At 51.7% G+C, this 20856-nt stretch carries 15 protein-coding genes; 3 read left to right on the top strand and 12 right to left on the bottom strand.

The features are described 5' to 3' along the window. Window positions 1–11: 11 nt before the first annotated feature. Complete coding sequence (locus AC0YN0_RS04050; RefSeq protein ID WP_475820114.1) at window positions 12–911, bottom strand: ABC transporter permease; 900 nt, start codon at window positions 909–911, stop codon at window positions 12–14. A gap of 80 nt (window positions 912–991) precedes the next feature. Further along, window positions 992–2575, bottom strand: coding sequence for an extracellular solute-binding protein (locus AC0YN0_RS04045; protein ID WP_475820113.1), 1584 nt, complete (start codon window positions 2573–2575; stop codon window positions 992–994). Between the two features lie 310 nt (window positions 2576–2885). Here AC0YN0_RS04045 and AC0YN0_RS04040 point away from each other — a divergent pair, with 310 nt between their 5' ends. Then, window positions 2886–5237, top strand: a complete 2352-nt coding sequence (locus AC0YN0_RS04040; RefSeq protein WP_475820112.1) for a helix-turn-helix domain-containing protein — start codon at window positions 2886–2888, stop codon at window positions 5235–5237. 92 nt (window positions 5238–5329) lie between these two features. Here AC0YN0_RS04040 and AC0YN0_RS04035 read toward each other — a convergent pair whose 3' ends face one another. Together AC0YN0_RS04035 and AC0YN0_RS04030 are read right to left on the bottom strand one after the other, a co-directional pair. After that, entirely contained in the window at window positions 5330–6577 is a 1248-nt protein-coding gene (locus tag AC0YN0_RS04035; protein ID WP_475820111.1) for an NAD(P)/FAD-dependent oxidoreductase, read from the bottom strand. An 81-nt stretch (window positions 6578–6658) separates the two neighbouring features. Beyond that, the gene (locus tag AC0YN0_RS04030; RefSeq protein WP_475820110.1) at window positions 6659–9307 is read right to left on the bottom strand and encodes a winged helix-turn-helix domain-containing protein; all 2649 of its coding nucleotides are present in this window, start codon (window positions 9305–9307) and stop codon (window positions 6659–6661) included. A 184-nt stretch (window positions 9308–9491) separates the two neighbouring features. Here AC0YN0_RS04030 and AC0YN0_RS04025 point away from each other — a divergent pair, with 184 nt between their 5' ends. Next, entirely contained in the window at window positions 9492–10031 is a 540-nt protein-coding gene (locus AC0YN0_RS04025) for a hypothetical protein (RefSeq protein WP_475820109.1), read from the top strand. 87 nt (window positions 10032–10118) lie between these two features. Here AC0YN0_RS04025 and AC0YN0_RS04020 read toward each other — a convergent pair whose 3' ends face one another. The 5 genes from AC0YN0_RS04020 to AC0YN0_RS04000 all read right to left on the bottom strand — a co-directional run bounded on the left by AC0YN0_RS04020 (window position 10119) and on the right by AC0YN0_RS04000 (window position 17318). Then, the gene (locus AC0YN0_RS04020) at window positions 10119–12386 is read right to left on the bottom strand and encodes a helix-turn-helix domain-containing protein (protein WP_475820108.1); all 2268 of its coding nucleotides are present in this window, start codon (window positions 12384–12386) and stop codon (window positions 10119–10121) included. Window positions 12387–12491: 105 nt separating this feature from the next. Then, the gene (locus AC0YN0_RS04015) at window positions 12492–14009 is read right to left on the bottom strand and encodes an extracellular solute-binding protein (RefSeq protein WP_475820107.1); all 1518 of its coding nucleotides are present in this window, start codon (window positions 14007–14009) and stop codon (window positions 12492–12494) included. A gap of 38 nt (window positions 14010–14047) precedes the next feature. Then, on the bottom strand, window positions 14048–14929 hold the full coding sequence (locus AC0YN0_RS04010; RefSeq protein ID WP_475820106.1) for a carbohydrate ABC transporter permease: 882 nt from the start codon (window positions 14927–14929) through the stop codon (window positions 14048–14050). Window positions 14930–14950: 21 nt separating this feature from the next. Continuing rightward, window positions 14951–15859: an ABC transporter permease gene (locus tag AC0YN0_RS04005; protein WP_475820892.1), complete on the bottom strand. Its 909-nt coding sequence runs from the start codon at window positions 15857–15859 to the stop codon at window positions 14951–14953. 280 nt (window positions 15860–16139) lie between these two features. Beyond that, complete coding sequence (locus AC0YN0_RS04000) at window positions 16140–17318, bottom strand: benzoate/H(+) symporter BenE family transporter (protein WP_475820105.1); 1179 nt, start codon at window positions 17316–17318, stop codon at window positions 16140–16142. Window positions 17319–17408: 90 nt separating this feature from the next. On the opposite strand from AC0YN0_RS04000, the gene pdxR reads away from it, so the two are divergent. Continuing rightward, window positions 17409–18845 carry a MocR-like pyridoxine biosynthesis transcription factor PdxR gene (gene pdxR / locus AC0YN0_RS03995; RefSeq protein ID WP_475820104.1) on the top strand — a complete coding sequence of 479 codons (1437 nt, stop codon included), beginning with the start codon at window positions 17409–17411 and terminating at the stop codon, window positions 18843–18845. Window positions 18846–18847: 2 nt separating this feature from the next. Here pdxR and AC0YN0_RS03990 read toward each other — a convergent pair whose 3' ends face one another. The 3 genes from AC0YN0_RS03990 to AC0YN0_RS03980 form a co-directional block, all read right to left on the bottom strand. Next, window positions 18848–18985, bottom strand: coding sequence for a hypothetical protein (locus tag AC0YN0_RS03990; RefSeq protein ID WP_442050001.1), 138 nt, complete (start codon window positions 18983–18985; stop codon window positions 18848–18850). A gap of 20 nt (window positions 18986–19005) precedes the next feature. Further along, entirely contained in the window at window positions 19006–19134 is a 129-nt protein-coding gene (locus AC0YN0_RS03985) for a hypothetical protein (protein ID WP_442050002.1), read from the bottom strand. Window positions 19135–19342: 208 nt separating this feature from the next. Beyond that, complete coding sequence (locus tag AC0YN0_RS03980) at window positions 19343–20851, bottom strand: sulfatase family protein (RefSeq protein WP_475820103.1); 1509 nt, start codon at window positions 20849–20851, stop codon at window positions 19343–19345. Between the last annotated feature and the right edge of the window lie 5 nt (window positions 20852–20856).

The raw sequence follows: 20856 nt of genomic DNA, 5'->3' as shown, positions 1-20856 counted from the left end.
TCCTCCTGCTTCTACCATAACCCGTTCTCCCCTCGGCTCAGTTTCCTTACGGTCAGATTGGCGCCTAGTATGAGCAGAAGACCGACCAGCGACTTGAACAAGCCAATCGCCGCCGTGTAGCTGTACTGGAACTGCTGCAGACCGACCCGATATACGTAAGTGTCGATAACATCGCCGGTTTCATAAGTAACCGGGTTAAGCATATTGATGATTTGTTCGAAGTTCGCGCTTAAGAAGCCGCCCAAGCTCAAGATGAACATGATCGCCACGGTTGGCATGATCGACGGTATATTAATCTTAATGATCCGCTGCCAGCGGTTCGCGCCGTCAATGATGGCCGATTCCTGCAGCTCCGGGTTGATTCCCGACAATGCCGCGAAATAGATGATCGAGCCCCAGCCGAGATCCTTCAGGATGGCGGAGACGACGACGATAGACCGGAAGTACTCCTTCTTTCCCATGTAAAAGACCGGCTCTCCGCCGAACCATCCTACGATATCGCCTACGACGCCGGTCGTCGGCGATAGAAAATAGATGATCAGACCCGACATAATGACCCAAGAAACGAAGTGGGGCAAATACATCGTCGTCTGAATGAATCGTTGGAAATACCGGGATCGAACCTCGTTAAGCAGCAGCGCCAATACGATCGGAGCCGGGAAAGCGAAGAGCAGCAGGTACAAATTGAGGAGCAGCGTGTTTTTGAGCAGCCGGTAGAAGTCGCTGTTTTGAAACAGCTCTTGAAAATGCTGAAGCCCCACCCACGCGCTTCCCAATACCCCGTCTACGACCCGAAAATCCTTGAATGCTATGATGACGCCGTACAACGGACCGTATTTGAAAATGAAGAAAAACAGAAAGGAAAACAGAAACAGCGTAAAAAGCTCTCCATGCTTGCGTATGGTTTTCATGCTACACTTCCTTGAACCTTCGCCGCCTTATCCGCAAGAGCCGTAAGCCTTAACCAGCCCTTGCGGGTCGGCGGAATCGGTTATTTTTTGAATTGCGCCTGGTACATCTCGTTCGCTTCCTTCGTCAGCTCGTCGCCGCCTCTTGCCTTCCATTCCGTGACGAACTTATCGAATTCTTCGAGCGCAATTTCGCCGCTAATAATTTGGGCAAAATATTTCTGCATCAGCGAGGTCAGATCGCTCTTGTATTTCCCGTCGGACGGCAATGCCGAGAACAACAGCGCATCGGTATGCCCCGGCGCGGACGAATACGTCCCGATCGCTTCATTCAGCTTCGGATTGGAATACTTCTGGCGGTACGCTTGCGTCGTAATGTTGCCGAGGGAGAACAGACGGATGCCTTCTTGGTCGCGCTGCTCCTGCTTCTCGAAGCTGGACAAGAACTTGGTAGCGCCGGAAGTCGCTCCGCTCTCCGCGAAATCCCAATGCGTCCCCTTCAATCCAAGGGTCGTCATATTGATCGTTTCTTCGTCGCTGCTTTGCGCGCGCAAGATTTCGAACAGCTTCGCGAGCTTCTCCGGCTGGTCCTTCACCTTATTGCCGATGACGACAAAGTTGCTCTTCACTCCCCAATCCCATGAGCCGTCGCCGCCGGGGCCTACCGGATTTTTCGCGAATACGAGCTCCGATTCCGGATTCAAGGACTTCATCTCCGTCACGGTACCGGATTCCGGAAGCGCGCCTTTGGCAATCTGCTCCTCGATGACGCCGATCCGGTTATTGTACAGCTTCTTGCGGTACGAATCCTGCGTATCCGTAATGAATTCAGGGTCGATGACGCCGTCCGCATACCATTGACGCAGCTTAGCCAATGCTTCCTTCGTCTCCGGCATGACGGAGCCGTTGACGATCTCTCCGTTCTTCTCATGCCACATCGTGGGCTCCACGCCGAACGCCCCGAAGATCGAATAGAAGCCGGAAGACCAGGTGGACGTTGCCGTACCGGTCAAACCGTACGTATCTTTTTGGCCATTGTTGTCAGGGTCTTTCTGCGCGAATGCGTACACCGCCTGCTCGAACTCGTCGAGCGTCTCCGGTACTTTCGTGATGCCGACTTGATCCAGCCAATCCTTGCGCCAGAGCATCGCCAGGTCATAAGGCTTCAGATCGATGAACATCGGAATCGCCCATAGCTCGTTATTGAACGTAACGGTTTGGAACAGCTTGCTGTTTTTCTCGATATCGGTGTAATACTCGGGCATTTTCTCCTTTAACATGTTCGGATCGATGCTCATGAGCACGCCTTGATTCTGGTACGCCGCCACGTTGGCCGGGTCGCCCAGCATGAAGATGTCGGGTATGTCGCCGGAAGCGATGCTCGCATCCGTCACCTTCACGGGCTTGATCTTCACGTTGAACTTCTCTTCCAGCCACTTCTGAACCTGGGAGTTCTCTACGACTCCGACAGCTTGAAAGTGGATGCCCCATGTAATTTCCACCGGCTCCGCCGCTGCTTCGTCTGTGCTGCTTGGGTTCGGGCTCACATTTGGATTGTTCGTATTATTAGTAGTGTCGTTTGCGTTGGAGCTGCAGCCTGCCAATAAGCCGACCGCCACGATAGCTGCCATTAAGGCACTGCTTAATTTGTTCCGTCTAAATTGCAAAAGAATCTCCCCCTATGCATTCGGTATGATGACCGCATCCTCGCTCTTGCTCCCGGCCGGGTAATGGGAGCGGTTACAATATTTACGATAGCCTTCTCCGGCGGCGTTCACAATCCTTTCTTTCGCTCCTTTTTTATGTTTTTGGCGTTATCGGCTGATTTAACCGAATTATGTTTTTCCGTTTTTCGTATGTTTTTCGGGCATCCGCTTCCCGCTCCGCGCATCTGTGCTATAATTCCCCTATTGGCGCCACTAAATGACTTTCGAAAATGTAAGCGCAACCAACCGAGATCACAGGAGAGTGAATGCGATGCCGGGAAACCGTTCGATCAAGCATAACACGATGTTCGTCAAGCTGCTTCTTACCTTGACCGCCATTGCCGTCATCACCGTCGCGCTCATTGCCACGGTCACCTATTCGATCTCGGCGGACAACAGCATCCAGAACGCCATCGCGTACAATGAATCCATCCTGACGCAGCAGCAGGAGCTCATTCACAAGGAGCTGACCGCTATTAAATATAATGCGACCGGCATGATCGCGACCCAGTCGTACCTGTACCAGACGAAAGGGAGCAAATTAAGCGTCAGCTCCCTAATTGATTTGACTGGGTTCGTGGAAGAGCAGAAAAAAATAAGTCCTTACATCGACTCCATCTATTTATATTACGCTCCGCTGGAGCTTGTCCTGACGTCCCGTCCCGAAATCAAGACGTCTCCCATATCCACCTTCGCGGACCGCTCTTGGCTGGATATATGGAGCAAGCAATCGGAAAGCCGAACGACGTGGATCACGGGTCGGCCGAACGGCTTCGCGCCGGATCATCCCGCCGCCACCTTGCTTCAGAAAATGCCTCTGATCGGTCAAGTGAACGGCGCCATCGTCATCAATTTGAAGCTGGATTTGCTGTTCGACGACTACTTAAGCCACTACCATAACAAAAAAGGTACGACCCTCGTCTTGGGGCCGGACTCCGAGCTGCTCTATTCCGATGCGGAGCCCGCTGCCGGCGAGTCTCTGCATCAACGGATTGACCTCGGCAAGCTAAGCGCCGAAAGCGGCTCCTACATCGACGATTCCGACCGAATCGTCTCCTATACGACCTCGGAGCTGACCGGCTGGCGGTTCGTCGACATTACGGAGCGTTCCGTTCTGCTGCAAGGGATGGACCGGATCAAAACCATCGTCGCCACCGTTGCGGCGGTTTACTTGATTGCCGCTATCGCGATTTCCTTCTATTTATCCAGAAGATTGTACCGGCCGCTTCAAAGCGTCATCTCTTATATCGGCGCTTCCGAAGACAGCCGGCGCGACGAGACCGGCTCGTCTGTTCCGGCGGGCGACGAAGCAGGCTTCATCCGTCATCGCTTCGACCAGATGATCCGCAATTGGGAGACGCTGATGAAGGAGAAGCGGCAGGTCGATTCCCTGCTTACCGATAACCGCACGGCCATTAAAGAGAAATACCTGAACGATCTCATTCAAAGCGGAAACGACGGTGAACGCAGTCCCGAAGGCGCAGCAAATCAGGCGGCGGAATTGCTGGGACTGCGACTTGATTGGGACCGGTATGCCATGCTGACGCTCGAGCTTGAGGAGCCTTATCCGGTGAAGGGCAGCGAAGGCATCTTCCATTTTCATCTTTTGCGATACGGGCTTATGGATGAGCTTGGCGCGGATATCGATGGAGAGGTGTTCGCCAAGGACGACAAGCGGACGGTCATACTTCTCACCGTTCCCATGGAGGCAGACGAATATCCGCTGGAGCAGGCCAAGAAGCTGAAGCAGCATGTGCTTTCCCGGTATGGCATATCCGTTACGATCGCCGTCAGCCGGATCTACACGGGGGAACAGTCGGTCCGCTCGGCTTATGGGGATACGATTGAAGCGCTGAATTTGAAAATGTACATCGGCAAAGGCGAAATACTTCCGTACGCTATCATTGAAGATTGGAAGGCGGAGGAAGAGGCTTATTATTATCCGTATGAGCTGGAGACGAAGCTGCAGCAAGCGCTGCTGCAGACGGATAAGGAGGAATGCTTCAAGACGATCCGCCAAATCACGCAGACCGCGATCGACAAGAAGCTGGGCAAGGCGAACATCCAGCAGTTGTTCTTCCAGCTGAGCGGAGAAATCGTGAAAACGCTCGTTCAGACAAGGGGCGATATGTCCGCCGTATTCGGCGACCGGGCGGCTTATACGGAAGTGCTGGCACGCGCCGAGACGCTGTACGATATGGAGCATTGCCTCGTGGAAATGTGCGACCGGATTATCGACTATCATCGGGAGAAACGCTCCAAGATGACCGACGTGACCTTGCAGTTGGCGACCGATTATATGGATGCGAACTTCAACAAAAACATTTCCGTGGATACGGTAGCCGAACATGTGCAGCGCAGTTCCTCCTATCTGAGCCGCATTTTCAAGGAATCCACGGGAATGACCGTCGGCGATTATTTGATCCAGCTCCGCATCAAACGGGCCATGGAGCTGCTCCAGCAGTTAGGACTTTCCATCGAGGAGATATGCAAGGAAATCGGCTATGCGAACGTAAGCTACTTCAATAAAATATTCAAAACCCGCACAGGTCTCACCCCGGGGCAGTACCGGCAGCAGCAAGCCGCCGACAAGCTCCACAGCCAAGTAGGCGAGCACTCTTGAACAACGAGGAAAGCCCCAAGCTCCTGTTTCTAGCAGGATCTCGGGGCTTTCCTCATCTGTATCGCTAATGTCATCGTTTCCCAGAATTACAGTTACTCCTGTACAATAGGATTTGACAGCATTTCACCAATCAGTCTTCCAAGCTCAGCAGGCTCGTTCGCATGATTATACATGCCGAGGAAAACGCTTGTTGCCTTGGGATGAGCGGCGATGATACGATTGACTGCATTTTGCTCATGCGTATATGGAACATTGCGAGTCATTTCGCAAGCTAATCCGAACATTGGTTGAAACTTGCTCGTCAGCTCGCTTTCATAATGCGACGCCATCTTTTCCCATTCGAAGTTCTCCAGCCCGTGCCGGACAAGAACCTCCTTCAGCATTCGGGCGCTATACATGGCATCATGCATGCCCTGCCCGACCGCAGGATCCTTGAACGTAAGGGCATCGCCTATCAAAGCCCACCCTTTGCCCATTGCTTCATGCCAATCGTTGTCATAACCGAGCAACCCCCGAATCGGCCCCGCAGCCTCGGCTTCCCCCAGTCTCTGGGCAAAGGATGTTTCTCCGAAACCGGTCTGAATGGCTTCTTGGAAGCCCGTCTCCGCATTTTCCTTCATACGGCTGAGCAAGTCCGTGTTCGTAAACGGAAACATCAATCCGACAACATGAAGCTGATCACTCGTCGGGAACATGATCGCGATATATTCCCCTAGCTTATAAAATTCCGAACAAGGACCATCATCTTGACGAAATCCTTTGAAGTAACCGACATAAGAAGCAAAGTCGGTAGGCGTTGACGTCAAGCATTTGCTCCCAGCCAATGCGCGTATCGTTGACCGTCTGCCGTCCGCGCCTACGACAAGCTTGGCCCTGTATTGCACGGCATCTCCACTGGGATGCACGCCCTCGATACCATTCACAATCTCACCATCGCGCAGCAGCCCGGTCACCCGAAACTGTTGCAGAGCATGGACGCGATCCAGCGAACAAGCATGCTCGAATAATATATGGTCCAAATGGGTCCGACGAATGCATAGGCATTCTAATTCTCCATTCACCTCGGGAAAAGTCCCTTCAATGACGGCATCCTCTAGCTGTACATAGGCCCGCTTATAAGTCGGAGTCCCCGTGGCGAGCAGCTTATCCAATACCCCCATCTCTCTTAATATCGCGAGTGAATTATTGAATACATTATGGGTGGACAACACGTCACTTGGAAAATGTCCTTTATCGACGAGCAGCACATCATAACCGGCACGCCCCAGCTCATACGCTAGCGTCGCTCCCGCAATTCGAGCGCCGACAATAATGATATCGTAATCCGTTCTCAACGTCATTTCTCCTCCTCGCTTTCGCTATGCCCCCATCATACCTCCGTATATGTATGGTCAGCGTCTATCGAAAGATATAGAAGAAGGTTATAACTTGCCGAGCAGCCCGCTATTCTCCGCAATACGGATAGCTTGTACCCGGCCCTGCGCCTGAAGCTTGCTATACACCCGGTGAAGATGAAGCTTCACGGTACCTTCCGTCAGAACAAGTTCCGCTGCAATGGCTTTATTCGATAACCCCTGCGCCATGAGGAGCAATACCTCCCTCTCTCTCGCAGTTAGGGCATCTATGGACACTTTGGTGACGGCCTGCATATCCCCCTGTCCGGCAGTTCCCGAATGACGACCGAGCATTTGGATAAAAGCCCGTTCTTTGTCGGACCACACGGAGGTAAGTGAAGAAACCGTCTCATATTTGCCCAGACGCTGCATAATAGCAGGTCCCGCGTCCAGAAACGGCCGGATGCAATCATGCCGGCAACCAACCCGAACCGCTGAAAACAGCAGACGTCCGCTCTCAACCGAATGGTTCCGGTTCGCGTGCAGCTCGCTAAGCTGGAGAAGCGCCTGGAGCTCGCTTAATGGATTGTCTCGTTTGGCTGCGAAAGTCCTTGCATCAAGCGCTCGTTCATAGGCTTCTTCCCAATCTCCTAATCCTATTAAGATCTGAATATAAATGAAATCTTCATCGTTAGGGAACAAGTCACTGCTAGAAACAGTCCCTCTTGCCGATTTCCGTTTGCGCTCATCGGCCCAATTACGCGCAAATTGCGTGTTCCCTAATTGAAGCTCAAGCAGAGCCGTCTTTGCTGCAAGCATGTTATACCAGGTCGAAGTTTGCTGATGTTGAGTGCGCAAATGCTCCATCGCATCGATTATGAGATCAAGCGATGCTTGAATACGCCGTTCCGCGATCAGAATATTCGATAATAGGAGTACAGATGGAACGTAAGAACCGACTACACCGAATTTTTTGCCCAACCGTAGTCCTTCTTCTGCATAACTTCGCGCGAGCGGCAGCTCGTTGTTCAAATAACAAATCTCGGCCATTGCCGTCTGCTGGTAGGATGTAAAGGTACTTTCATGCATACCGTTCTTCTCGATAAATTCACCGTAGGCGCGATGATAGCTCTCCGCATAATCAATCCGGCCGTTAAATCCGAATTTACCTCGAATAAAGGGTACCGTTCCTTCGTTAAGTTCAAGTCCTAGACTAAGCAGCAGCGGGGTCTCGGGATCAGGCAAGTCTTCTCTCTCCCCGTACTCTTGAATAAGGGCAAGCGCCCGATCGAAGTTGCCGCTCATGACCGAATGAAAGTTCTCGATAATACGGACCTCTTCCCGCATGCGGACGAATCCCGAGGTGAGCGGATCTGCTTTCATACTCTCTAATGCCGTATTAAGCTGGCGGAGCAGGACCTCGGCCAATGCCGTCCTTCCATCCATCAGATCAATCCAGAGCGAAAGCAGCAGATTGCCCGGCTCATTCACGGTATCCGCAGACAACCGCTCCAGCCAGCGGCGAAGCATGGCCGTCTCTCTTCCCTTCAACCAGACATGGGCATGCTGCTGGATCCATGTGGACGCCCTGCTCTCCTCATTAGCAGATAGCGCATGCTCAATGGCTTCCTCCAGGAAGCCGTGTCGTTCATACCATGCAGCCGCTCGGCCGTGCAACAACGCGATCGCTGCTTGGTCTTCGTCCTGAAGTTTGACGCGCAGGAAATCCGCGAACAGATGATGATACCGATACCACTCTCGTTCATCATCAAGGGGAATCAGAAACAAACCCCGGCGCACGAGCTGCTGCATTTTGTCTCTCGTATCGGGTTCATTCATAACAGCACTGCACAAAGAAGGGCATAATCGATCAAGTATCGAAGTCTGGAACAAGAATCGCTTCGTCTCTTCAGTCATATGACTGAATACTTCTTCCATTAAATAATCGGCCACATGCCGATTGCGTCCGGTCAGCGGCTTGATCACGCCGCCTAATGATCCACTAGAATAGGACAGTGCCGAAAGCTGCAGCATCGCTGCCCACCCTTCCGTATTACGAACGAGATGGCCATGGGTCATGCGATCCGGAGGGGCACCAGTCTGTTTGTTCCAATAAGAATCTATCTCTGCATCAGTGAAACGCAGATCCGATAGACTAAGCTCATTCAGTCTTCCATTGACCCGCAAAGCGCCTAGCGGAATTGGGATTTCATGCCGGCTGATTAACATCAGGTGCACCGATGAGGGCAAGTTGATCAGCCAATCGTACATCGACTCGTGTATGTATTCGGTTGTAATCACATGATAATCATCGAGGACTAACATCAAAGGCTCGTCTTGTTGCGATAATTCTATTAACGTATTCAGCAGTTGTGCCGATAGCCTCTCAGGAGATTCGATCCCTCCGAGGTCCCCAGATAGATTAATATGGAGCGTCTGCTCCACTGCGGCACGCAAATAACGCCAAAATCGCAGCGGATCATTGTCCCTGGCATCCAGGGACACCCAACCGTTCCTCAGCCCGGTTTGCCGAATCCAGCTGCTTACAAGCGTCGACTTGCCGAACCCGGGCGGTGCGACAACCGTTGTAAGACGAGCACCCCGTGAACGTTCAAGCTGTTGATTCAATCTGTCGCGCGCTATATGTGAAGGGGAACTATCGGGCAAATAGAGCTTCGTTCTCAGCAGTCCTTCCGCCTGATGCGTCTCGGACGCCGCTTTATCAAATTCCATCATATCCATTCACCTTTTCGCATTTTCCATATTACGAAGTATTCACGAATAAGCGGTCATATTCCTCCCTATTCACCTGGTGCTTTGAACATAAATGATTTCTTGCGGTTTAAATGTCAGCCTTTCGGTTTATCCTGATCGCATATTCAATAACGCTCTGTACCGACTATGTATAGGAGATGCGCTCATGGATGCAAACAAGGACCGGTTGATCAAAAAAGCTCTCGCGAGCCCTAGTCTGCGGCAACATATCGTGAATAAAGGAACGATGTTCCTTTACTGCGATTATGCAGGTTTCGCTGCGCGAAACGATTACGGAGCAGCTTGCTGCGCGGTATATAGCCGAACCGTAATGATATCGTCTAAAAAGCTGCCATTCGTGCGGGATCAAGGTTCGAACTACGGCGAAATGCAGGCCATCGTGCTAAGCCTTGAAACCCTATCCGAGGCCTTATTGGAGCTTCGGCCGAAAACGGCTGTCGTTTTTACCGATTGCAGCCGTATTTTGCGTATCCTTGCACAGGACCGCTTCGCGCATCCGCATGACGAGCAAGGCAGAAACGAATTGCTTGCCTATCTAGCCCATCTCAATCGCCTGTTCCCCGAGGTCGACATTCGAATCAAGTATATGGGCAAACACAAGAAAAACAACTACTTGCATAGACTTGCCCACAATGCCGCAAGGGAAGCCGCCTTGTCTGCCAATATGAAAGGCGAAATAAGATAGGAATTGAACGCAGAAGAGCACCTTACAATGAGGCAGTAAGGTGCGCTTCTTTCGGTAATCCCGCTCCGCCAACAGGCAGCAAGCTCCTTAAGCCTCTTCGCGATACTGCCCCGGTGTCATGCCTACCATCTTCCGGAAGGAGCGAATAAAGTTTGCGGAGTTGTTATACTGCAGCCGCTCGGCGATCTCTACAATCTTTAGGTCGGACTCCTTTAGCCATTTCTTAGCCATGTCGATCCTGTGCTTCGATAAATAGTCACCGAAATTTATACCGGTCTCCTGCCGAAACACTCTGCTCACATAATGCGGGTGGTAACTGATGCGCGCAGCGCATTCCTCCAGCGTCAGTCCGGAATCGAATTCCCGCGTAATCATATCGATGACCGCCTCGGAAATAAGCTTAAACTGGGAATCGCGGCGGGTATCCAATTCTTGAATGTAAGGAAGTACGAATATCGACAAGAACCACTGCTCCATCTCCCGCAAGTTCCGTAGCCTGAACAACGATTGAATCAACGAGGCTTCATCTTCCGGAATACGGTCCATCGGGATGGACAATTCCTGCCCGAACTTAAGAAGATCGATCAGGAGCCGCAGGAGGGACAGCTGGTAATCCCGATGCTGCGCATGCGGCTGGAACAGCTCTCCGATCAACTGCCTCAAAGCAGTCTCCGCTTGCTCCGCGTTCCCGGCGCGGATCGCATCGAGCAGTGCTTGCTCTCCCGCTATCGGGAATCGGCTCGGACTGCTCTTCTGCGGCTGCACGTCCTCGATGAACAAAATCGATTCCTGACCGAGTCCTACTCTGACTTTAAGCGATGTCATCGCTTCATGGAGCGCCTGCTGGGTTTCCGCGAACGATTCGAACCGACGGCTGATTCCGATGCTTACTTTAATATCCAAGTACTGATGAATCGCCTTCTGAATTTCATCCGATAGGTTGAAAATCTGCTCTTTGAAGGGCTCTCCCGTCTTCGAGGAGCCGATAAGCGTCACTTGGCAATCCGATTTGACGATCGGCACCAGCCTCTGCTCGGATACGACGAGCTCGCCGACGATATTGCTGATGGCAAACATGAGCAAATCCCGATTGCCTTCCTCGTATCTCGTATCCTTCAGCGTATCGATTTGTATGGCTACGACGCACATGGAAGGCCATGGCTTCTCCAGGCCGTACAGACTCAGCTTCTCCACGAAATCCGCCGGCTGAATCGTGCCGCCGAACAATTTTTGCATAAAAAATTCCTTAAGCTGGATTTGCTGCCCCTTGAGCTTGTTCATGATAAGAGACTGACTGCGGATCAAGTAGTCGACGCGTTCGCCGATCACCTGAAGCTCGCCGCTCGGCTTCTCCCTATCATTCAGGAAAGGAATACCGGTAAGCCTGGAATTCAGCGATTGAATCGGACTGTACATTTTCTTGGTGCCGAACCAGGCAACGGCCAGCGTCACCAGCAGAATGACCAGACATACAAGCAAAGTAATCCATCCGATTATTTGATTCTGTTCGTTCACTTGATCGTTGGATATGACCGAAACGTAGCTCCAGCCGTTATACGCCGACTTCCGGTAGGTGACCGTCACGTCCTCTCCGTCGCGCTTCGCTGCATATTGCCCTAACGTCTCCTTCGAATCAGCGAAGGACTTCAGGTAAGCCTCATCCCGCGTGCTGCTTCCAAGCTGGTTGCGGTCGCGGTGAACGATAATATTGGCGTTCTGGTCCACGATGAACGCGCTGCCGAATTTGCTGTTCAGAAACGCGTCAAGCTCCTTCATTACATCGGAAGACAATACGACGCAGATGATCCCGGAAGGATGAAGCGAGTTGAACGGATACTTCTTGACGAAATAGACGGACTGGAACGAATTCGGGGCCTGTGACGAACCGCTGCTCCAGAAGGAGCCTGCCGCGTTCAGGGAAAAGGCTTCGAGCGCCGGTCTGAACGCCGGATCGCTGTACTCGTTAACGCCGTTGCTCGATACGATCCAATCGTTGTTCAGGCTGAATAGAAACACGTCCTTGATCCCAAGCTCATAGGTTTGAATCTGCGAGATGCCCTTGTAGAGCTCATGAACCATTTGGAAATCATGATTGGACAAATCCCGGTTGAAAGCGCTTGTAACAATCGGCGACTGCAGCAGCTGCGTAGCCGAATTATCGATCGTTCTGAGCGTTTGCTCGGCACGCATTTGCATTTGCTGCAGCAGCAGCTTATTGCTCTCGTCTACTTTCTCCTGTACCGTTCGGGATGCGTTGTAATAGGCGAACGTGCCCAGTACGATGACCGGAAGCGTGCCGATCAAGATAGACATCAACATCAGCTTCAATAAATAAGACGAGGACCGGAATCTCATAATGCCTCCAATGGGTAGTTTCCTTACAAGTAAATCAAGTGTACTTGAAAACTCCGTATTTAGCCATGACGCGGATTCTGGCGCCTCATCTCAAGGCGGCGTTGTTTATTTCCCTGCCAGCTTGGCGTATTCGGCGTTCATTTCCTCGATTACTTTGCTGCCGCCGCTTTGCAGCCATTGATCGACGATGCTGCTCCAATCGTCCTCATTGACCGAGCCCATGATGAATTTCACGGTAGCGTCGGCTATGATCTTGGAGAGCTCCTTGCCCTTCTCGATATCCGTATTGGAAATAAACGGCGCGGCCGGGTTAGGCACGGCGAACGTCGCATTGTCTTGGAACAGCTTCGTGCTTAGCTGCTCCAGCTCGGTCCCGTAGTTGACGACCCCGTCCTGCAAAATCATGAACTGGTTGCCGTCCGTGATTTCGGCTCTGACCTTCGGATCGGCATTCGGCGTATACGCGCCGTTCTCCAGCGTATATTGCGTCCCTTCAATGCCGTATTTCATCAGATTCTGATTGTCCTTCTCGGACACTTTATCGAAGTAAGCCAATATTTGCTGAAGTTCGGCTTCCGTCTTCACGCTTGTTTTCGGGATCATGTACATGCCCAGATAACCGGAACCTGCGCGCGTTCTGTCGCCGGAAGGGCCCGCGATGCGATTAAGCAAGTTGATCTTGGCGTTCGGATCTACTTTCTTGATGTTATCCTCGATGTTTTTGCCGTCGAGCATATTATCGATCCAGAGTCCGGCTTGGCCTTTGTTCATGACCGAGCGGCCGTCCTGAACGATCGCGAAGTCCTGGTTAATGATCTTCTCGTCATACAGCTTCTTATAGAACTTCATCGTATCGAGGTAAGCTTGCGTCATATGGGACGGAACGAGCTTCCCGTCCCGAAGCTCCCATTCGTTCGGACCGCCGTAATAAACGAGAATGTCTTTGAAGCCGGCAATGTTGTTTCCTTGCATGCCGACAGCGAGGCCGATCGTGTCGTGTTTGCCGTTTTTGTCCGGATCTCCCGTTGCAAAGGCTTTCAGCGTATCGTATAGCTCGTCTACGGTTTTTGGCGCCTCGATCCCCAGATTGCCCAGCCAGTCTTGGCGGATCATCAGCCCGAAGCGCGCGAGATCACGCTCGCGGTACAAGCCGTACACTTTCCCGTCGATTGAAACGTTGTTCAAGACGAGCTCCGACATTTTACTGAGATTCGGGTAGTTTTCCAGATACGGCCCTACCTCCCAAAACATGCCGGAACGGGCGGCGTTGACGATATAGGAGGCTTTCGGTTCCAGCGCCACGAACGTTTTCGGCAGCTCGCCGGAGGCCACGGTAGCGCTTAGCTTATCCGTGTAGGTCGAGGAAGGCACCCAGGAGACGCTAAGCTTCGCGCCCGTCTTTTCCTCCAGCATTTTCAGCACGGAGCTGTCTGCCGGCATTTGCTCCGGACTGTAGGTCGGAAGCATCATCGTCAATTGAAGCGGCCCTTGCGTGCCCCCTGAGTTTCCGCCGGTTTGCGAATTGCCCTCTTCGTTCCCTCCGCAAGCGGTTACGGTCAAGGCAATTGCGGCAAGCAAAGCCCCGGCTTTCGCCAATCTTCTTTTCTGATGTTTTCTGTTCATACGTACATCCTCCCTTTGTCCATTTCTCTATTATATCTTCATCCCTTAACCGAGCCCAGCAATACCCCTTTGGCGAAGTGTTTCTGCAAGAACGGGTATACAAGCAAGATCGGAAGAGTAGATACCACGATTACCGCCATTTTCACCGCTTGGTCCGGCGGAGCGACATAATCCGATTCCATCGCGGCGGAATCTCCGATGCCTCCCGAAGCCAAGATGACAATCTGCCGCAGCAGCACTTGAATCGGCCATTTGGTATTGTCGTTGATGTAGAGCACCGCATTAAAGAACGTATTCCAATGGCCGACCGCGTAAAAGAGCGAGAACGTCGCGATGGCGGGCATGGAGAGCGGAAGCACGATTCTAATAAAAATGCCGAGATCGTTGCAACCGTCGATTTTGGCCGATTCCTCCAAACTTTCGGGCAACTGTTGGAAGAAGTTTCGGATAATAATCAGGTTAAAAGCGCTGATCGCGCCCGGGATGAGCAACGACCAATAGGAATCGATCATGCCCAGCTCCTTCACGACGAGGAACGTCGGGATCATGCCGCCGCTGAACAGCATCGTGAACACGATCAGCATCAAGATAGGCTTGCGGAAGTCCATGTCCTTGCGCGCTAACGGATAGGCCATTAAGCAAGTGAAAAACAGGTTGATCAGCGTACCCGCTACTGTAATGTAGACGGTTACCAGCAAGCTTCTGACAAGCGTTCTGGTGGAGAAAATATACTTGTACGCATCAAAGGAAAACTCGGTAGGGAATAAAATAAACCCGCGCATCAACAATTCTTTCTGCGTGGCGAAAGAACCGGCAATGACATAAATGAACGGGATGACGGTAATCAAAGCGAATGCAAGCAGCAATGTAATGTTCACGCTATCGAATATCCGGCTTCCCCAGCTTTGCTTGATCGGCATGGCTGTTCAACGCTCCTTCTTCTAATAGATGCCTTCTTCGCCGAATCGCTTGGCGAGTCGGTTCGCAACGACGACGAGGATCAAACCGACTAGCGACTTGAACACGCCGACCGCCGTACTGAAGCTGTATTGCCCCTGGCTGATCCCGACGGAGTAGACATAGGTGTCGAACACTTCTCCGACCTCTCGGTTCATCGCGTTAAGCATGAGGAAAATTTGTTCGAAGCCCGTATCGAGAAAGTGGCCCAGACGCAGGATGAGCAAAATAACGATGGTGCTGCGAATCGCAGGCAGCGTAATATGCCACAATTGACGGATCCGATTCGCGCCGTCCATACGCGCCGCTTCGTACAGCTGGGGATCTACGCCTGACAAAGCCGCAAGGAATATGATCGTTCCCCAGCCCGTCTCTTTCCACATGACCTCGGCCGTTATGATCGTCCTGAACCATTCGTTGCTTACGAGAAAGTTGATCTTCTCCCCGCCGAAGCGGACCAACAGCTCGTTCATGATGCCGCCCTCCGTCGTCAGGAACATGTAGGCAATGCCCACGACGACGACCCAAGACATAAAGTGCGGGATGTACACCAGCGTTTGTACGATCCGCTTCGTGAATTCCTGCCTCAGCTCATTGAGCATAAGCGCGATGATAATCGGCAGCGGGAAAAAAAACAGGATGTTGTACGTTGCCAATAGAAGCGTATTCCGGAACAGGAGCATGAAGTTGGAATCGCTGAAAAGCCGTTCGAAATGTTTAACGCCTACAAACGGGCTGTCCCAGAAGCCGAGAAACGGCTGAAAGTCTTGAAAAGCGATAAAGATGCCGTACATCGGCCAATATTTGAAAATAAGAAAGTACAATAAACCCGGAAGAACCATCAAATAGAGCCAACGGTTCTTCAATAGCCTGCGGGCCAATGTCGACGACATGGAGGCTCGCGGCGCATTGACGCGCATTGTCGTTATATTTCTTTTTAGCATGCTGTTTCCATCCTTTCGTTTCCTCGTCCGCAGCTTCATCATACGAGTGCGCCTTGATTGCCGTCGATAGTCCCTGCTTGATCAGAATCGCGTCGGAATGCCATTCCAGCGAGGATTTGCAAGACATTGTCATTAGTTGCGCTCGTTGTCATTGGTTGCTTTTGCAGCTTCATCCATAAAGAAAAGGCCTGCCGAATGGCAGACCCTTCAAAATTATGACTACGTTTTTTTACGCCTCGGTACCTCGCTTCTCTTCGATCTCCTTCGAATTTGATCGCTTGAGCACCTTCATCATACCCATGCCGGCCAATAACGCCCAGACCGGTGTTGAGATACCTAGCAAATGAATATGGAGCACAGCTATCGTGAAGGTCACAATTACGGGAATACGCAGCATTTTATCCGAAAAAGCGTTTTTTAACCCCGCAAGAAACAAGCCTAATAAGGAGAAGCCTGTCATTATCGTTACGAATGCAGACGGCAAGACATTGATCATATCAATCACTTTCCATGACAATGCTCCAAAGCCTATCACAATCAGGCTCGACACGAGTGCCGCTTTGTATCTATGCTCCTTAACTCCCGCTTCCGCGCTGCTGCAGAGAGCGCTCATCAAACCTCCGACGTTAGCAGCGTTCCCCCCGAACAAACCCGCTACAATGCTTGCCGATCCGGATGCCGTTAACACTTTATTCACGGGGGGATCATACTGATTGCTTCTGAGCGATGCAAGCGCTACGGCAAGATCGTTGCTCAAGATTAACACGGACATCGGAACCGCTATCGACAGTAACCCTTCCATGGTGAAGTGCGGAATCACGAATAATGGAGGGATATACTCGGCATACGGTAAGGCGGGATAATGATATTCGAAGCTGAGTCCGACGAGACCGAGCAGAAGTGACCATAATACCGGTGGCAGTCTTTTGGACAATCTAGGCATTAAGAAATAGCCGACTCCGGCCAACAGTCCGGCATAAGGAAAGCTGGCGGCAGCCGGAACGATTCCAATAACATAAGTGAGCAGAATGCCTGCCAGCAAAGCGTCGATTAATGGTTTAGGAATAAGGTTCAGCACTTTCGAAAATAATCCGGATACTCCCGCCGCTAAAATAAGCATTCCCGACATTACAAATGCGGCTGCCAGCTCAGAATAGGAGAAGCCCGCAGCAGCCGTACCTAAGAACGCCGTGGCCGTAATCGAATGCGCTCCGGCAAACGGGATTCTATATTTCAAGGTCAACAGCAGATTCAATAGTCCTCCGATGACATACGCGGAGGTGAACCACGAGACGAGCTCGGGCTTAGATAACCCAGCCGTATGTGCAGCTTGAACGATCATGATAGCTCCGCCCGTGCAGGCGAGCAAAGCAGACATAAAGCCGGTCATTATCGTTTTCGCTCCCATGCCGCCCACCTCCAAGTATTCATACATAAGTGTTATGATAGAAATCATACAAACGGGTTATATGATCTGATTATTCAAGGGGATTATAAGATGTGGAAGCTTGATCGGAGCAGTACAAAAGCACTTTACGAGCAAATTGCCGACCATTTGGAGCAACGGATAGCTTATGGCGAATTCCCTCCCGGCAGCTTGCTTCCCTCGGAACGGAAGCTGGCCGAGCAGCTTCAAGTGAACCGCAGCACGATCATATCGGCTTTCGCCGAGCTTCGGGCTTTGGGCATTATCGAAAGCCAGATCGGCAGCGGAACACGGGTTAGTACGTCCAAATGGGGAGCGACCCCCAAACATACGCCTAACTGGAGCCGATTCGCCGAAGGAGGAAGCTTCCTTCCTAATTTGCCGTTTATGCGAAGAATCCGCGAAGCTCTGGCTCAACAGCCTTCGCTAATCGATTTTGCGAGCGGTGAACTGTCGGCTGATTTAGCGCCTACAGCTGAAATCGCCGCGTTAATGAGCAAACATGATTATACCGCTTATTTGGGTTACGACAATCCTCAAGGCTCGATGTTATTAAGACAGTCTTTAGTTGATTATCTTCACCGATATCGCGGGATCAAGGCAACGGAATCGTCCATCCTGATCACATCTGGTTCTCAACAATCGTTATATTTAATTACGCAATGCCTGCTGTCTCCCGGCGATGCCGTTGCGATAGAAGATCCATCCTACTGCTATTCGCTGCCTTTGTTCCAGTCGGCTGGACTTCGTTTATTCCGCCTCCCCGTCGACAATGAAGGCGTACAGCCGGAAGATATTCGCGATTTGCACAAAAAACACCGCATCAAGATGGTGTTTCTGAATCCGAATTACCAGAATCCGACAGGAACGGTACTAAGTACGGAGAGGCGCAAGCAAGTTCTGGATCTGGCAAGCGAGCTTGGCCTGCCTATTGTAGAAGACGATCCATTCAGCCTAACCTCGTATGGAGGCGAGCCACCTCAGCCTTTGAAAGCAATCGACACGATGGGCTCCGTAATTTATATCGGCTCGTTCTCCAAAATCGCCGCTTCCGGCTTGCGGATCGGGTGGATGGTAGCGCCTAGCTCCATCGTGGATCGTCTTGCGGATGCTAGGCAGCAGATGGATTTTGGATTAAGCATCATCCCTCAGCTGGTGGCGGGACAATTTCTTCAATCGTCCTATTTCGCTCCGCAACTGGATCGTCTTCGTGCTCAACTGCAGTTTAAACGGGATTTGCTTATCGAATCGTTGCAGAAGGAATTGCCTGACCTTATCGACTTTCATATGCCGGACGGCGGGTTGCATCTATGGTGCAAATTAAAACCGGATATCCCAGAAGGCAAGCTGCTGGAGGAATCGATTAAAGCAGGAACCGTTTTTGTGCCGGGCAGCGTCTACGGCTCCAGTAAAGGCTACGTGCGTTTCACATTCGCAAGACCGAGGCCAGAGGACATCGGTCCGGGGATAGCCCGATTTGCTTCAGCGCTTCGGGCGTTAATGAAATGATGTTAGGTTTCGTCTTTGTTTTCATGGCCGTGGTCTTCCCATCTTCTGGAGTAGGCTTTGTTCGTAACCCAGAAAGTCATCCAGGAAAGCACGATAATAATGAGGGCAGCGGCAATCCATACGCCTACCGGAACATTCATAGTTGTACCTCCTATTCTTATTACGATTCTATGATGGAACGATGGTTTCGCTCATCTTCGCGGATGGCATGAGCTCCCCCTATGACGATAAGCAAAGGACCTGCGACAAACGTTAAACAAAGCACGATAAAACATATCCAAGATGACATTGGTCCATCCTCCTTCCTTGTTAGATAAGGCGAAATACTTACGACTATCTTAAAAGTGATTGGGAAGGATGTAACCAACCAATCCATCAGATTTTTAGGCCATCCATTATAAAAGGAGATACCCCCAAAGCTTTCGCTTTTTTAGGGGTATCTCCTTTTGTATGGGCACATTGTTTCGCTTGCGAGTTACTCTATGCCTCCCGCCTGATTAAGCATGCCAAATGCGAGGCATCGGCATCGCTTCCTTGCCGAGCTCCGCCCATGCGTATTTGAGCAGAAGCTCCGTCTTCAGTCCGGCGGAACCCGGATCGTCCCATAAATTGTTAAGCTCGCCGGGATCCTCCCGCAAATCGAATAATTCGCCATAGGTTTGACGGTAGTATACCGTCAGCTTATAGCGGGCGTCGACATACGTTTTCTGATGAATCGTCGTCGGTTCGTGACGGAATTCGCACAGCGCATGGTCGCGAGCCTCGGGGCGCAGCCCGAGCCACACCTCGCTTTGATCAACGCCGGTCATTGCCGGCGGAATCGGAATGCCGCATAAAGACAAAAACGTAGGCGCAAGATCAACCAGCGATTGAATGGCCGGATTCTGCGCCCCTGCAGCCACTTTGCCCGGATACCGTACGAGGAAGGGAAGCTTGATCAAATCTTCGTAATGAAAACCGCCTTTATATTGAAGCCCGTGCTGTCCGAAGAAATGGCCGTGATCGGTCGTAAAGACGACGATCGTATTGTCGGACAGCCCAAGCTCATCTAGCCTATTCAGAATTTGGCCGATATACTTGTCCATGAGACTGATCATGCCGTAATAAGTAGCGACGAGCCGTTTGCGCTCTCCTTCGGGAACGAGATGCGAACGGTAGCCATGAATTTCATGGCCGGTTTCCCATAGATGCGAGAAATCGGGGTCGCTCTCCTGCGTCTTCCGAAAATGCGGCGGATTGCGGTCATGCTCACCGGAAGCCGCGCCGGGAATCGTCAGCGACTCCGGGTCATAGGCCGTATCCCAAGGCTCGGGGGCCAAATAATCGGGATGCGGGTCGAAGAAGCTCGACCATAAGAAGAAGGGCTGCTCCTGCTCCCGGTAATGCTCAAGCCTTGCGTTCGTGCGTTCCGCGATCCAATTGTTGTAATGATATTGTTCCGGAATCGCCCATTTATGCGTAACGGAGGGATCCATCGTGCCGGTCGGCGGCAGGAAATACTCCCGCCAGTTCGCGCAGCCCTTCGCCTCCAACCAATTCACGTAATGCTGTCCGACATGCGCTTCGTTCGTATGGTTGCGCGCCAGCTCCACATGATCGAAGCCGTAGAAAGGACCGTTGAACGATGCCCAGAAGTCCAGATCCTGCAAGATTGGATACGCTTCGAGTGAAGGATATTCGTCGGTTCCCTTCAATGGCTGAAAATGCGCTTTTCCTATAAGCGCCGTCCCGTACCCGTTTGCCTGGAAATCCTCCCCTACCGTATGGCGGTCCTCCAGCAGTTTTGTTCCAAGCGTCCAAGCGCCATGCTGGCTAGGATATTTTCCCGTAATAACCGACGATCTGCTCGGCGTGCAGACCGGACTCGGACAATAAGCTCTGCCGAAAGTCGTCCCCTCCCGGACCAAGCGGTCGAGATTAGGCGTCCGAATCTCGGGATTGAATGCCCCGATCGTATTCCAATGCTGCTGATCGCTCGTAATTAACAAAATATTCGGTTTGTCCATGCTGC

The organism is Paenibacillus sp. J22P218, from assembly GCF_056269195.1.
The sequence above is the reverse complement of the archived record's forward strand: the minus strand, read 5'-3'. Positions and strand labels throughout refer to the sequence as shown.